The organism is Pseudoduganella sp. LjRoot289 (assembly GCF_964252925.1).
Lineage (GTDB): Bacteria > Pseudomonadota > Gammaproteobacteria > Burkholderiales > Burkholderiaceae_D > Rugamonas.
This window is the reverse complement of the sequence record NZ_CAXUPN020000001.1, coordinates 2,185,440-2,199,483: the sequence shown is the minus strand read 5'-3', so window position 1 is coordinate 2,199,483 and position 14,044 is coordinate 2,185,440. Positions and strand designations below refer to the sequence as shown.

The window sequence follows — 14,044 nt, the reverse complement described above, 5'->3', positions numbered from 1 at the left end:
TGTGCTTCCGGTAGCGGTGTTCTTCAGCATTGCGCTTGAAATGCTGCTCACGTCGCAGCGCGCGTCCGCCATGCGGCATATCGAAGAAAGTGCCCGTTCGGCGACCCTGGAAATCGACGCGGAAATCCGCCGCGCCCAATCCGTGCTGCGCGCACTGGCGTATTCCCAGGCGCTGGCCAGCGGCGATATGCGCCGCTTCCATGACGAAGCCAGTTCCGCCAACGCCGGCCAGGGCAGCTGGATCATCCTGTACCAGCGCGATGGCCAGCAACTGCTCAATACGCGCTTGCCCTTTGGCGCCAGCCTGCCGGTCCGGCCCGACCCGGAAGTCGTGGCGCGGCAAATCGACAGCGGCGTCGGCGTCGTGTCCGGCGTTAAATGGGGCCCGGCCTTGAAGCGCCCCTTTGTCGCCGTGGAGCAGCCCATCGTTACCGCAGCGGGCGCAGCGCGCGTGCTGGCACAGGCGTATTCGCCTTCTTATTTCCTCCGCACCTTCGCAGGCAGCGCGATCCCCGAAACCTGGCGGGCCACGGTCGTCGACGGCGCCGGCGTCATTGTCGCCGCGCGCGGCATGGATGCCGGCGCCGAGCGCCAGCAGGTGCAGGCGGACCTGCTGGCCGCCGTCAAGCGCGCGCCGCGCGACACGTTGCGGCATACCGGCGGCGACGGCATGGAACTGTATTCCCATTTCGTCCATTCGGGATTGTCGGGGTGGGCGGTCATCGTGTCGGCCCCGGCGTCGGAGATCAACGCGGCGGTGTTGCGCGGCATGGCGGTGGCCATCGCCGGCTTTGTCATTGCCATCGCGCTGGCGGTGGCGTTGGGCGTGCATACCGGGCGGCGGCTGGTACGCTTTGTATCGAGCGCATCGACAGCGGCACGTGCGCTGGGCGGACAGCAGCCGGTGACCGGTTTGCACCACTCGAATATCGGCGAAATGGAGGCGCTCAACGACGCCATCCGCGATGCCGACACCCGTCTGCGGGCCGAAATGCAGTCGCGCGCCAACGTCGAGGATGAGCGCAATGACTTGCTGGTGCGCGAGCGCGCGGCGCGCGAGCATGCGGAACGCCAGAACGCGGCCAAGGACGAATTCCTGGCGATGCTGGGCCACGAGCTGCGCAACCCGCTTGGGGCCATCACCAGCGCGGTGGCTGTGCTGGACCGCAGCGGCCAGCCCGGCGTGCCGCCGCAAGCCGGTGACCGGGCGCGCGAGGTGTTGCGGCGCCAGACTGCGCATCTGCGCTCGCTGGTGGACGACCTGCTCGAGGTGAACCGCGCGCTGATGGGCAAGCTGGCCCTGGTGCGCCAGGAGCTGGACCTGGCCGACGTGGTGCGCGCTTGCCTGGACACGCTGCTGGCCAGCGGGCGCCTGTCTGCGCAACGCGTGGAACTGAACCTGGCACAGGCGCCGGTGCTGGCGGACGCCACCCGGCTCGCGCAGGTGCTCGACAATATTCTCGACAACGCGCTGAAATACAGCGCCCCGGATTCCGCCATCGCCATCCGCGTCGCGCGAAACGGCAGTATGGCCGAACTGACCGTGCGCGATGACGGCGTCGGCATCACGCCCGAACTGCTGCCGCATGTGTTCAATGTGTTTGTGCAGGGAAAGCAAAGCTTGCAGCGCCTGCAGGGCGGCCTGGGCATAGGGTTGACGCTGGTGCGCCGCCTGGTCGAGATGCATGGCGGTAGCATCCGCATCGCGAGCGAAGGCGCGGGCCGCGGCACTTGCGTCACGGTGCTGTTGCCGCTCGCGGCCGGGGCGGCTGACCTGCCGCCCGCGGGGGGCGCGGCCGCATGCAGGCCGGACGCGCCACGCGGCGAGGATGGCGCCCAAGTCCAGCGTGGATTGACCGTGCTGCTGGTGGAGGACAACGACGACGCGCGCGGGATGATGACCATGATGCTGGAACTGCACGGCTGTCGCGTGCTCGCCGCGGCGAATGGCGCCAGCGCGCTGGCGCTGGCGGCGGCCGGGCAGCCGGACCTGGCGTTGATCGATATCGGTTTGCCGGAAATGGACGGCTATGCGCTGGCGCGCGCCCTGCAGTCCGACCCGGCGACGAGCGGCATCTGCCTGGTCGCCCTGACCGGCTACGGCAGCGAAGACGCCCGCGAACGCGCGCGCCAGGCGGGCTTTTCGCAGCACGTGACGAAGCCGCTGTCGCTGGACGGCCTGAGCGCCTTGCTGTGGCGCCTGGATACCGTGCAAACGGGCTGACTACAGATTGAACAGCTGGCTGTAGATGCGGCCGGCCATCAAGCCGGCGGGCGAATGCTGCAGCGCAGGCGAGAGCAGACGGGACAGTGTCGCCATGGCTTCCTCCTTGCTGTCCGACGCGGCCAGCCGGGCTTCCAGCAGGCGCAGCTCGCAGCCTATAGTTTCCCAGGCGTGTTCGTCGGCGGGGAAATGGTGACGGATCACGGGCCGCGCCGCGTGGGCAGGCTGTTCCGCGTGCATGCCCGCTTCGACCGCGTGCAGTGCACCGCGCCCGCCGGCATGCCGGGCCGCGTGCTGGCCGTGTGCCGGCTGGCTGCCCGCTGGCGCTGCGCCCGCCCGATGTCCACCGTGTGCCCCCCCAGTATGGCTGTCCAGGTGCTCGGCGTAGTCCGGCTGTGCGGTGCCCAGCCTGTCCTCCGCGCGCGCACCGGCCGGGGCATGGCTGGCCGCCGCGCCGGCCGCCGCATCCGGCGCTATCGCCGGCGTGTGCGCTTCCTGCAGCGGCGCCCCGGCGTCGGCGGCGGCCGGCAACGGCAAATGGGCCACCAGCGTGTGCAGGCGGTAGCCGTCGGCCACGCGGCGGTAGAACGCGGCGGGATCACCCACCCTGGCCATCACGCCGCGCAAGCTGAGCAGGGCTGACGGTCCGCTCCCCGCCGCCGCGCTTACTGGCGCGAAGGAATCCGCATCCAGACCCAGTTCCGACAATTCGTGGCGTGCGACCAACAGTTCGCTCGACGGCTGTTGGCGCGCCATGTTGTAACCGATCAGTTCCGGCAGAAAATCATCGCCGTTGTAAGCCATCGCCAGTTCCACGGCCGCGCTGACGTAGCGCTCCGGCGGCAAGGCCCCCGTACCGGTCCAGCCGCTGCCGGCCGCCGCAGCGAGCAAATCGCGGTACACCACGTGGCGGTTGCGGTCAGGCACGCCGTTGCCCAGCAATTCCAGGTAGCTGGCGATCATGGGCTGGAAATCGATATCGTCCCAGCGTTCCACCACGCCGTACAGCGAGGCGCCATCGGCCAGCCGGGCCGGGGCGGCTTCGCGCAGGAAGCGCCGGGCCTGCGCCACTGTGGCGAAATGGCGACGCGGCGCACCGTATTCCCGCGCCACCTGGTAGCGGTGATAGGCGTCGGCCATGCTCTGCGCATGGTGGCTGATCCAGCCGGCCAGTTGGTCGTACTGCTGCGGCAATTGCGCCGGCTGGGCCGCCGACAGGTCGAGCTGGCTGCGCAGGTAGCTGGCGGCATCGGCGGACCACAGGGCCTCGCCGCCTTCGGTCAAGGCCGCGTAGAGGCGCTGCGGGGCGTCGGGGGAATTAATGGCAACGTGATTCAACATGGATGTCTCGGGTAGCTTTGAGTTTTTTCCAGTATGCAAAATTGTTATCCGTGCGCGTAGCGGTCATATGCCCGCCGCGCTGTAAGACTACACTGACAGAGTAGCGCCTCATGGTAAAAAGTCATGTAAATAAGTAATTTTTTTCCTTGCCGGTGGTACACTGAACTGCAAATCACAGTCTCTCTGTTCAACGCGCCACAGGTGTCCAAGATCATGGAACTTCAGCCCCTAGCCGCAGGCAGCGCAACGGTGTTGCGCCCCCAAGGCCGCATCGACCACACCCATGCGGACGATTTCCAGCAAGCCATGGCGCCGCACCTGCGCGATTGCGGCACCGGCGGCGCCAGGCTGGTGATCGACATGGCGGGCGTCAGCTACATCAGTAGTATAGGCTTGCGCGCGCTGATGCTGGCCATAAAACAGGTCAAGGCGCAAGGCGGGCGGCTGGTGCTGGCCGGGCTCACGCCGCTGGTGCTGGAAGTGTTCAAGATCAGCCGCTTCGACATGCTGTTCGAGATCTTCGCCGATCAGCAGGCGGCGGTGGCCGCGCTGGCGCCGGCGGGCGAGGGCGGCGCCGCATGAAGGCGCTCATCTGGGGCGCGCGCGGCTCACTGCCGGTGGCGCTCACCCACAAGCAGATCCGCGCCAAGCTCGTGGCCGCGCTGGAAGGCGCCATCGGACTAAATCTGGACAGCAGCGACAAGGTCGCCAGCTATGTGGACCAGCTAGGCTTCGACGTGCGCGGCACCTTCGGCGGCCACTCCAGCTGCGTGGAGGTGCAAGTGTGGGCGCCGTCGGCCGGCGGCAGCGATGAACACGTGATCCTCGACATGGGCAGCGGCGTGCGTCCGCTGGGCGGCGCCAAGCTGGCGCGCTACGGTCCCGGCAAGCCGCAGACTTACCACGTGTTCATGTCCCATCTGCACTGGGACCACATCATGGGCTTCCCCTTCTTCACGCCGGCCTATATACCGGGCAACCGCATCATCATCCACGGCTGCCACGAACAGCTGGAAACCGCATTCCGGCGCCAGCAGGAATCGATCAGTTTTCCGGTCGGTTTCGACCAGCTGGGCGCGGCCATCGAATTCCGCCGCATGGAGCCCGGCGTGCCCTTGGAGATCAACGGCCTGCGCGTGACGGCCAAGCTGCAACTGCACGCGGGCGACTCCTACGGCTACCGCCTGGAGCACGGCGGCCGTACGCTGGTCTATACCACCGACTCCGAGCACAAGCTGGAAGACACGCAAGCGCGCCAGGGCTTCGTCGATTTCTTCCGCGACGCCGACCTGGTCATCTTCGACGCCATGTACTCGCTGGCCGATTCCATCTCGGTGAAAGCCGACTGGGGACACTCGAGCAACGTGGTGGGCGTGGAGCTGTGCCAACTGGCCAACGCCCGCACCCTGTGCCTGTTCCACCACGAGCCCATCTATGATGACGCGCAAATCGCCCGCGTGCTGGCCGAGACGCGGCGCTACGCGGAGATCACCGGCGAAGCGCCGCTGCGCGTGGTGTCGGCCTACGACGGCATGGAAATTGAGCTGTAGCCTGCGGCGGATCGGCCCATGCGCCGCTTCCTGAAGCGGCTCGCCGTCGGCCTGCGCGTGCGCGGGCGGCCGCTGGCCCTCGTCCTGGCGCTGGTTTTCGCGGTCCTGCTGGCGGCCCCCGGCGAAGGCCTGCTGCCGGGCCTGCGCCTGTCCTTGTTCGACACCTACCAGCGCACCATGCCGCGCGAGCGCATGTCAGGTCCGGTTGAAATCGTCGCCATCGACGAAGCGTCGCTCAAGCGCTACGGCCAGTGGCCCTGGCCGCGCACCCGGCTGGCGGAACTGATAGACCGCATGAACGCGCAGCAGCCGCTGGCTATCGGCCTCGACATCTTCATGCCGGAGGCCGACACCACTTCCCCCGAAGCGCTGGCCGCGCGCCTGCCCGCCGGTGAAATTGCGCTCAAGGACAGGCTGCTGAAGCTGCCCGCTTACGACGAGGTATTGGCCGAGTCGATACGCAAGGCGCCGGTGGTGCTGGGCGCCGCCGGCTTTGACGTGCCCACGCCCGGCACCACCGACGCCTTGCGCGCTTGGCCCGTGCGCAGCAAGGGCGGCGATCCGGCCGGATACGTGCGCCATTTCCCGCTGGCGCTGGCCAGCCTGCCGGCGCTGCAGGCTGCCGCCAGCGGCCAGGCGCTGCTGTCTGCCGACCTCGAGCACGGCGTGGTGCGGCGCGTACCGCTGGTGGCCAGGGTGGGCGACGCGATGCTGCCTTCGCTGGCGATGGAGATGCTGCGCGTGGCCACCCGCTCGGGCGCGGTGGAAGTGGCGCTGGGGCCGGGCGGCGTGCGCCATGTCGGCGTGGGCGACCTGCAGGTGCCGACCCAGCCCACCGGCGCGGCATGGGTGCATTTCACGCGCCAGGCGCCCGAGCGCTATATCTCCGCCACTGAACTGCTGGACGGCCGCGCGCCGCCGGACCTGCTGCGCGACAAGCTGGCGATCGTCGCGCTGACGGGGCTGGGGCTGATGGACTACAAGACCAATGCGCGCGGCGATTTCCTGCCCGGCGTGGATGTGCACGCGCAATTGATCGAAAGCTTCATCGACGGCCGCTTCCTGCTGCGGCCAGACTGGATGCGCTGGGCCGAATCGGGCGCGCTGATCATCTGCAGCCTGCTGCTGGTGTGGCTGCTGCCGCGCCTGCGGCTGCGCTACGCCGCCCTGGCCGGGGGCGCCTTGTCGCTGCTGCTGTTCGGCGGCGGGGCGCTGCTGTTCTTGCAGGCCGGACTGCTATTCGACGCGCTGGCAGTCTGGATAGCCATGAGCCTGACCAGCGTCAGCCTGCTGGCCAGCTTGTTCGTCAACGAAAAGGCGGAGCACAAACGCAGCGAGCGCGCCTTGCAGTCGGCGCGCGAGTCCGCCGCCAAGGCAGCAGGCGAACTAGGCGCGGCGCGGCGCATCCAGATGGCCAGCCTGCCGCTGGCGGCCATCGCTTTCCCCTTCGAAAACCGCTTCACCGTGGAAGCGCTGCTCGAACCCGCGCGCGAGGTGGGCGGCGACCTGTACGACTTCTTCATGCTGGACCAGGAGCGGCTGCTGTTCCTGATCGGCGACGTGTCCGGCAAAGGCCTGCCCGCCAGCCTGTTCATGGTGGTGGCCAAGGCCTTGTCCAAGAGTATCGCGCTGCGTGAGACCGCCGCCGTGCCGGACCTGGGCGGCATCATGAACCGCGCCAACCGCGAGTTGATGCGCGAAAATCCCGAAATGCTGTTCGTCACCGCCATCGCCGGTATTCTGAACGCGCGCACCGGGGAGGTGGTGCTGTGCAACGCGGGCCACGACGCGCCGCGCCTGCTGCGCGCGGACGGCACGCTGGAAAAGATGTTGCCGGCGGACGGCCCGCCACTGTGCGTGATGGAGGATTTCGACTACCCGGTGCAGCACTACCAGCTGTGCGCCGGCGATACGCTGTGCCTGGCCACGGACGGCATCAGCGAGGCCATGGACGAGGAGGGCGGCCAGTACGGCATGGCACGGCTGGACGCCTTGCTGGCGCGCGGACACGGTCTGCATCCGCAAGCCATCGTGGCCGCCACGCGCGAAGACGTCCGCATCCACGTCGGCGCCGCCGAACCGTGGGACGACCTGACCTTGCTGGTGGTGCGCTGGAATGGCGCGGTTTGACCCCGGGCCGCTATTCCTCGGCCAGCACCGCCTTCTGTATGCGCTCGATCACTTTTTCCTTCTGCATCTGCGTCAGCACGGCCGTCAGGCGCGGCACCAGCGCTTCGTGCTTCTTGTGCAGGTAGTGGTAGACCGGGAAGGAGGCCAGCGGCGGCGCCATGATGCGCACGTCGTCCAGCTTCAGCGCCTTGATCGCCGCCAGGCCAGAATGGCGGTTGCCGACCACCACGTCGGTGCGGCCCATCACCATTTTCTGGAAAGCTTGCTGCATGGTCGGCACCGCCTCGGTGCGCATGCCCAGCGTGCTTTGCTCGACGATCTTGATGCCGCGTACAAAGCCCACCGTGAACGGCCGCAGGCTCTCCCAGCCGTTGACGATGAAGGTGGTGCCGCGCGTGAAGATCACGATCTCGTAGGTTTGCAACGCCACCGGCACGATGATCAGGTTGGGGTAGTCGCGTTCCATGCCGACCTTGCGGTACAGCTCGCCATCGGTGCTGCCGTCGTTGGCGCTGACCAGCGAGCGCTCGCCCGGATATTTTTGCACCTGCAAGATCATCCCGAGCCGCTTGTAGGCTTCGCCCAGCACCTGCTCTGCGATGGCCGTGGCAGGGTCGATTTCCAGCAGAGTGGAAATGCGCATCACTTTTTGCTCTGCTTCCGCCGCGCCGTTGGCGCGTGCCGGCGCAGCGTACAGAACGGGCAGCGTGGCCAGCAAGGCAGCCGCTCCTAGGAAATCACGGCGTTCCATGCTGTCCTCCCTAGCGCACCCTGATCTCGACGCGGCGGTTGCGCAGCTCCGCCTTGCCGTCGGCGGTCTGCACCGCCAGTTCCCGTTCACCACGGCCGGAGACCGAAATGGCCTCCGCCGGCACGCCAGCTTCGATCAGCAGGGCTTTGACGGTTTCGGCGCGCTTGAGCGACAAGGCGTCGTTGAATTGCACGGTGTCGACCCGGTCGCTGTGGCCGATGACGATCACTTCCGGCGCCGGCCGCTGCGCCAGCTCGGTCTTGATCTGGACCAGGCGCGCAGCCGATTCGGGAACCAGCTTGTCCGTGGCGGTTTCGAAATAGACGGTGAACACGGCCGCGCCTTTGGGCAGGGCGGACAGCGCGGCGCCATAGCGGCTGCCCACCTCGGCGGCGCTGGAAGGCTGGGCCGTGAGCGCGGCGGCGCTGTCGACGGCGGCGCTCTGGTAGGGCTGGTCCAGCACCGTTTCCCCTTTGGCGGAGGTGACGATCAGCGCGCTGGGCCGGCCGTCCTGGTTGGGCAGCAGCGTGATGCGTTCCTTGGGCCCGGTGCCGTGCTGCGACAGCGCGGCCACCAGGCAAACGATCCAGAGCAGGGCGGCCATTATTGTCCAGCCCCGTCACCGACCTCGATGACGAATTCCGTCCCGCGCACGCCGAGCACGGTGCTGGGCGTGGAAAACTTGACGGCTTTGGGCGACTGTTTGGACAATTTTCCGGAGATGACGGCCAGGGTGCCGCGTTTGACCGAGGCGTCCAGCGCGCCTTCGTGCGTCGTCGTATCGAAGGCGAATTTATCCAGCGCCAGGGTGGTGTTCGGCCCCAGCGCAAGCAGGGTCTCGTCGCGCAGCGTGATGCCGGCGCTGCCGTCGGCACCGGTGACGATGCGGTCGCTGGCCATGACGGCGGCGCCGGCCGGCGCGCCCATCTTCTTGCCTTCGCGCTCGATGGTGACGCTGCCTTTCGAGGTTTTCACCATGCCGGCCGGTTCGGCCGCATGCGCCGGGCCGGCGCAGACCGGCACGCCCAGTGACAGCGCAGCGAATGCCAGCGCAGGCAGCAGCATCGCCGCGGCCGTTGGTGTTGTTATTGTGCGCATGATGCCCTCCGACACTAGACATTCCGATAATATGCTTGAATGGAACAAAAGGAAACCAATTCAGCCGCGGCCGGTTGCGAAATTGGCACGCGCGAGCTGGGCATGCGCTTCGAGGCCAGGCTGTCATGCGTCCCGGCCGCCATGGAGTACCTGGCGGCGGAGATGCGGCGGGCGGGCGCGACGCCCGAGGCGCTGCTGCGCGCCGAACTGATCCTGGAAGAATTGTTGCGCAACAGCGTGCTGCACGGCTACCTTGGCGACAGCGCCAGCCCGGTGTGGCTCGCGCCGGCGGCGGACGGCTTTCGCTACCAGGACGAGGCTCCGCCGTTCAATCCGCTGGCCGACGGCCCGGAAGGCGTCGCGCCCGATCCCGGCCGCAGCATCGAAGAGCAGCCGGTGGGCGGCGCCGGGCTGCTGCTGATACGCCAGCTGGCGCGCAGCCTGCGTTATGCGCGGCAGGACGGCCGCAACCGCCTGGACGTGACGGTGTCGCCGGAACGGGAGTCCGGCTGAACCCTGCCGGTCAGAACCTGGTGAAATGCGACTCGTCCAGCCCCTTGGCGGCGGGCGCGTAGCCCGTTTGCACAGACGAGGGCACGCTCTGCAACATCGTCTTGGCCGTGCCCTTGCTCTTCGCCGCGCGGGCCGGCGGCGCATCGTCGCTGGTGTAGCGCCTGAACATCGCCATCAGGTGCGCCAGGTGGTCGGCCTGGGAGCTCATTTCTTCCGACGTGGCGGCCAGCTCCTCCGAGCTGGCCGCGTTGGTCTGCGTCGCTTGGCTCAGCTGCACCACGGCCGAGTTGATCTGTCCCACGCCGGCCGATTGCTCTTCCGAGGCGGCCGCGATCTCCTGCACCAGGTCGGAGGTGCGGCGAATATTCGGCACCATCGCTTCCAGCAGCACACCGGCCTGTTCGGCCAGCTCCACGCTGTTGGCGGCCACCTCGCCGATTTCCTGCGCCGCCACTTGCGAACGCTCGGCCAGCTTGCGGACCTCGGCGGCCACGACCGCGAAGCCTCTGCCGTGCTCGTGGGCGCGGGCCGCCTCGATGGCTGCGTTCAGCGCCAGCAGATTGGTCTGGTAGGCGATGTCGTCGATGATGCTGACCTTCTTGGCGATCTGGCGCATGGCGGCGGCTGTGGCCTTCACCACCTCGCCGCCCTTGGCCGCCTCCTGCGCCGCCTTGGTGGCGATGCCATCGGTGAGGCGGGCGTTCTCGGCGTTCTGGGTGATCGATGCCGTCATCTGTTCGATCGACGCGCTGGTTTCCTCCACGCCGGCAGCCTGTTCGCTGGATGATTGCGACAGCGACTGTGCGGTGGCGCTCACTTCGGTCGACGCGCTGCTCAGGACGGCGACCACTTGCTGCACCTCGCGCACGATGGCGCCCAAGCTGCGCGAGATCCACACCGCCAGCACGCAGCCGAGCAGTGCGATGACGACCGCGAACGACAAGATCCAGCGCTTGGCTTGCTGTGCGGTCTCGCCCATCTCGGCCGACGCGGCCTTCGCTTCGGCGCCGTTCACCTCGCGCAGCTTGGCGCCGGCGTTGCTGATTGCGGCGTCCGCGCCTTTCACGGCCTTGTCGAGCTCCAGCGGGGTGGCCCCCTTTTCACGCAGCGCCTCCAGGTGCGCCATGTGCTGGTTGTATTCCTTGCTGGCCGCCAGGATCTCGTTGAGCAGGCCTTGCTCCTCGCGCGATACGTCGCCCGTGGCCTGGAAGGTGTGGACCGCCTTGTCGATCTCGGCGACGTCGGCGCGGAATTTGTTGGCATACTCGCCGCCGCGCAGCACGTAGTTCTTGAAATTGTGGACGGCCTTGCCGTGGCCGGTGACGAGGGCGAGCAGGGCGTCCTGGCGCGCCATGGTGACGGACTCGATTTTGCTCCAGTGTCCTATCAGCGTGGACAGGCTGGCGAAGGCCGTCAGTCCCAGCAGTATGACCAGGATGACAATACCGCCCAGGCCGACATGCAGCCGGGTTTCCATCTTCATACGCTTCAGCATGGCAGGCTCCTCCTTGGGGCGCGGGCCGCGCCGTCTGGAGATATTGTGCCGCATTACCGTGCGCCAATTCTCACCAAATACCACAGTGGGCAATTATGAGACAGATCGATACCAGATTCGCTCGGCAGCTTACACGGCGGCGGTCTGGGCGAGGCCGCCGTCCACCACATAGCAGTCGCGGCCTTTGCGTTTGGCCGCATACAGCGCGCGGTCGGCGCGGCTGATCAGGCTGGCTTGCGATTCCCCTTCGCCGTGGTAGAGCGCGATGCCCACGCTGGTGGTGACCTTGACCGGCCCGCCCGCCAGCATGAAGCCGTCGCGCACCATGGCCACGATCTTGGCCGCCAGTTGCGCCGCCTCCCCGGCCTGGTCCACGTCCTCGAACAGGACGATGAACTCGTCGCCGGCCAGCCGCGCCACCAGGTCCACCGCGCGCACCGCGCCCACCAGGCGGCCGGCGAACTCCTTCAACACCTCGTCGCCGGCGCCGTGGCCCAAGCTGTCGTTGATGGCCTTGAAGTTGTCGATGTCGAGGTAGGCCAGCGCGATCCGCCGGCCGTGGCGCTTGCTGCGCTCCGTCGCCTGGTCCAGCGCCTCCTCGAATTTGCGGCGGTTGGCGATGCCGGTCAGCGCATCGATGCGTGCCAGTTCGATCAGCTGCCGCTCGACTGCCTTGATGCGGCTCATGTCCTGCGTCAGCGCGTACACGCCGGCCACGCTGCCGTCGGGCCGCACGTCCGGCACGAAGGTCGTTTCCAGCGTGCGCAGGTCGCCGTGCAGGCGGGCGCGCAGCTCGAAACACACCACCTCATTGCCGAAGGCCCGCTTCAGGTAGGGCAGGCAATGGCGGTAGCCGGTGGCGCCCATCACCTCCTGCAGCGGACGCGCGCTGAGGCTGGCGGGGTCGATGCCCAGCCAGCGCTGGAAGGTGGCGTTGCCGAAGCGCAGCAGGTATTTGCGGTCGTCGCGGTCGATATAGGAGATCAGCGCGGGCAGGTGGTCGGTGATGAGGCGCAGGCGCTTCTCACTGGCGGCCTGGGTCAGCTCGGCGTTTTTGCGGTGGGTGATGTCCATCGACATCAGGTAGAAGCCCGCGACCTCGCCGTCCGGCCGCACATCCGGCACCATGTCCACCATCATGTGCATGGTGCGCCCCATCTGCTCGCTTTCGCGTTCCTCGTGCACGCGCTCGCCGCGCAGGGCGGCCTGGATCTTGTCTTCCCAGCGGCGATACACTGCCGGGCCGAACACCTCGTCCATGGTGCGCCCCAGCATGCTGCGCGGGTCCAGGCCCAGCAGGTATTGGTAGTGGTCGTTGGTGAATTGGTAGCGGCGGTGGCGGTCCACATAAGCGACCAGCGCCGGCATGCTGTCGGCGATCATGCGTGCGCGGCGCTCGCCGGCGGCGATCTTTTCCTCGTAGGCAACGCGCTCGGAGACGTCGTGCAGGAAGGCTGTGGCGAGGAAGGCGCTGCCGTGGCGCAGCGCGCCGATCGACAGTTCGATGGGGATTTCGTGGCCGTCGCGGTGCAGGGCGCTGACGCGCACACGGTTGTTGATCAGCGGGCCGGCGCCCAGGCCGGCAAAGCGCATCATGCCGGCCGCGTGGGCGCCGCGCTGCCCGGGCGGCACGATCAGTTCGGCCACGTCGCGCCCGATGGCTTCGGCGCGGCGCCAACCGAAGGTCCGTTCGGCCTGCGCGTTCCATTCGGTGACATTGCCTTGCGCGTCCACGCTGACGAAGGCGTCCGGCGCGTGTTCCAGGATGTTGCGCACCAGGGTTTCGCTTTCCAGCGTGCGCTCCTGCGCCTCGGCCCGTTCCGCCGTGAGCCGGTAAAAGGCGTCGCCAAGTTCGCCGATTTCATCCTTCCGGTGGCTGCGCAGTGACTCGATGGCGGCGCCGCCCTGGCTGATCTGCGCCAGGTTGCCGCGCAGTTGCTGCAGCGGTGCGAGCAGGCGGTCGATGAGCAGCCAGGCCAGCAGGCCCGCCACCGCCGCGAATACGGTGGCGGCCAGGATGGCCTGCTTGCGCAGTTCGATCAAAGGCGCGAACGCCTCGTCGGTCGGATAGCGCGCGCCGACGATCCAGTTGGTGGTTTTCAGGCGCCGGTAGGAATAGATGCCCTCGCTGCCGTCCTTGTTCTTGGCCTCGGTCCAGCCTTCGAAGCCTTTCAAGGCCATGTCGGTGGCGCGGTTCGATCCGGGGCGCTCGTGGATGTGGTGCAGCAGGCGGCTGGCGGTCGGGTGGTGTATCAAAATGCCGTCCGCCGTCATGATGTACATGAAGCCGGTCTTGCCGGGCCTGAGCGCGTTGATGGGGCCGAAGAAGTCGGACTTCTGCAAATCGATGCTGGCCGTGATGACGTAGGCGATCTCGCCTTGCGGATCGAGCAGCGGCTGGGTCAGCAGCACGATGGGGCGGCCGGACAAGCGGCTCAGGAAGGGCGCCGATACCAGGCCTTCCTTGGTCTTGACGGTATTGTCGAAATAGGGCCGGCCTGCGGCCTCGACGCCGGACTCGCCCAGTTCGGGCCGCGAGCTTGCAACCTGCTTGCCGCTGCGGTCGAAGGCGACCAGGTTGAAAAACTCGGCGCGCACCACCGGCCGGGCTTCAAGCAGCGCCTGCAGCGCGGCCGGCTCGCTGTGTATGCCCGGAGGTAAGCCTTCCGGCAAGGTGGCGAGGATGGCGCGCTTGGCTTCGAGCTGCTCGTCCACGTAAGCGGCGGCACTGGACAGCACGGCATATTGCTGTGCGCCGATCACGCCCTTCATGTCGCGCTCGGCCAGCAGCAGGGCGACGGTAGTCACGATAGTGGTGGCGCCCAGCACCAGCAGGATGACGACGGTCGTCATGCGGGATTTGAGGCTGCGCGGGAGGAAGCCCTTTATGGCCATGTGCGATGTGCGTATTGTTCGTTTGGCAGGAGTATTGCACACCCGGC

11 protein-coding genes are annotated in these 14,044 nt (G+C 67.6%); 5 read left to right on the top strand and 6 right to left on the bottom strand.

What is annotated here, in order from left to right:
* Nucleotides 1-40 precede the first annotated feature (40 nt).
* Nucleotides 41-2,224, top strand: coding sequence for a hybrid sensor histidine kinase/response regulator (locus ACSQ8Y_RS09375; RefSeq protein WP_436266178.1), 2,184 nt, complete (start codon nt 41-43; stop codon nt 2,222-2,224).
* Here ACSQ8Y_RS09375 and ACSQ8Y_RS09370 read toward each other — a convergent pair whose 3' ends face one another.
* Complete coding sequence (locus ACSQ8Y_RS09370; RefSeq protein ID WP_436266177.1) at nt 2,225-3,565, bottom strand: hypothetical protein; 1,341 nt, start codon at nt 3,563-3,565, stop codon at nt 2,225-2,227. It abuts the gene before it with no gap.
* 213 nt (nt 3,566-3,778) lie between these two features.
* On the opposite strand from ACSQ8Y_RS09370, the gene ACSQ8Y_RS09365 reads away from it, so the two are divergent.
* Genes ACSQ8Y_RS09365 through ACSQ8Y_RS09355 form a run of 3 tightly spaced genes read left to right on the top strand, consistent with a single transcriptional unit; the run spans nt 3,779 to nt 7,245 of the window.
* Complete coding sequence (locus ACSQ8Y_RS09365) at nt 3,779-4,147, top strand: STAS domain-containing protein (RefSeq protein ID WP_436266176.1); 369 nt, start codon at nt 3,779-3,781, stop codon at nt 4,145-4,147.
* On the top strand, nt 4,144-5,115 hold the full coding sequence (locus tag ACSQ8Y_RS09360) for an MBL fold metallo-hydrolase (RefSeq protein WP_436266175.1): 972 nt from the start codon (nt 4,144-4,146) through the stop codon (nt 5,113-5,115). The genes ACSQ8Y_RS09365 and ACSQ8Y_RS09360 overlap by 4 nt, the downstream gene beginning before the upstream one ends.
* Nucleotides 5,116-5,133: 18 nt before the next feature.
* Nucleotides 5,134-7,245, top strand: coding sequence for a CHASE2 domain-containing protein (locus tag ACSQ8Y_RS09355; protein WP_436266174.1), 2,112 nt, complete (start codon nt 5,134-5,136; stop codon nt 7,243-7,245).
* A gap of 10 nt (nt 7,246-7,255) precedes the next feature.
* Here the strand turns inward: ACSQ8Y_RS09355 and ACSQ8Y_RS09350 are convergent, their stop codons facing one another.
* Genes ACSQ8Y_RS09350 through ACSQ8Y_RS09340 form a run of 3 tightly spaced genes read right to left on the bottom strand, consistent with a single transcriptional unit; the run spans nt 7,256 to nt 9,094 of the window.
* Nucleotides 7,256-7,996 (bottom strand): substrate-binding periplasmic protein, encoded by a 741-nt coding sequence (locus tag ACSQ8Y_RS09350; protein WP_436266173.1) that lies wholly within the window; start codon nt 7,994-7,996, stop codon nt 7,256-7,258.
* A 10-nt stretch (nt 7,997-8,006) separates the two neighbouring features.
* A complete protein-coding gene (locus ACSQ8Y_RS09345) occupies nt 8,007-8,600 on the bottom strand; it encodes an OmpA family protein (RefSeq protein ID WP_436266172.1) in 594 nt (197 codons plus the stop codon).
* Nucleotides 8,600-9,094 carry a FecR family protein gene (locus ACSQ8Y_RS09340; protein ID WP_436266171.1) on the bottom strand — a complete coding sequence of 165 codons (495 nt, stop codon included), beginning with the start codon at nt 9,092-9,094 and terminating at the stop codon, nt 8,600-8,602. The genes ACSQ8Y_RS09345 and ACSQ8Y_RS09340 overlap by 1 nt, the downstream gene beginning before the upstream one ends.
* Nucleotides 9,095-9,133: 39 nt before the next feature.
* Between ACSQ8Y_RS09340 and ACSQ8Y_RS09335 the strand changes: the two genes are divergently transcribed.
* Nucleotides 9,134-9,607, top strand: coding sequence for an ATP-binding protein (locus ACSQ8Y_RS09335; RefSeq protein ID WP_436266170.1), 474 nt, complete (start codon nt 9,134-9,136; stop codon nt 9,605-9,607).
* A gap of 10 nt (nt 9,608-9,617) precedes the next feature.
* Here ACSQ8Y_RS09335 and ACSQ8Y_RS09330 read toward each other — a convergent pair whose 3' ends face one another.
* Both ACSQ8Y_RS09330 and ACSQ8Y_RS09325 read right to left on the bottom strand, forming a co-directional pair.
* The gene (locus ACSQ8Y_RS09330; RefSeq protein WP_436266168.1) at nt 9,618-11,102 is read right to left on the bottom strand and encodes a methyl-accepting chemotaxis protein; all 1,485 of its coding nucleotides are present in this window, start codon (nt 11,100-11,102) and stop codon (nt 9,618-9,620) included.
* Nucleotides 11,103-11,231: 129 nt separating this feature from the next.
* The gene (locus ACSQ8Y_RS09325) at nt 11,232-13,955 is read right to left on the bottom strand and encodes a diguanylate cyclase domain-containing protein (RefSeq protein WP_436266167.1); all 2,724 of its coding nucleotides are present in this window, start codon (nt 13,953-13,955) and stop codon (nt 11,232-11,234) included.
* Between the last annotated feature and the right edge of the window lie 89 nt (nt 13,956-14,044).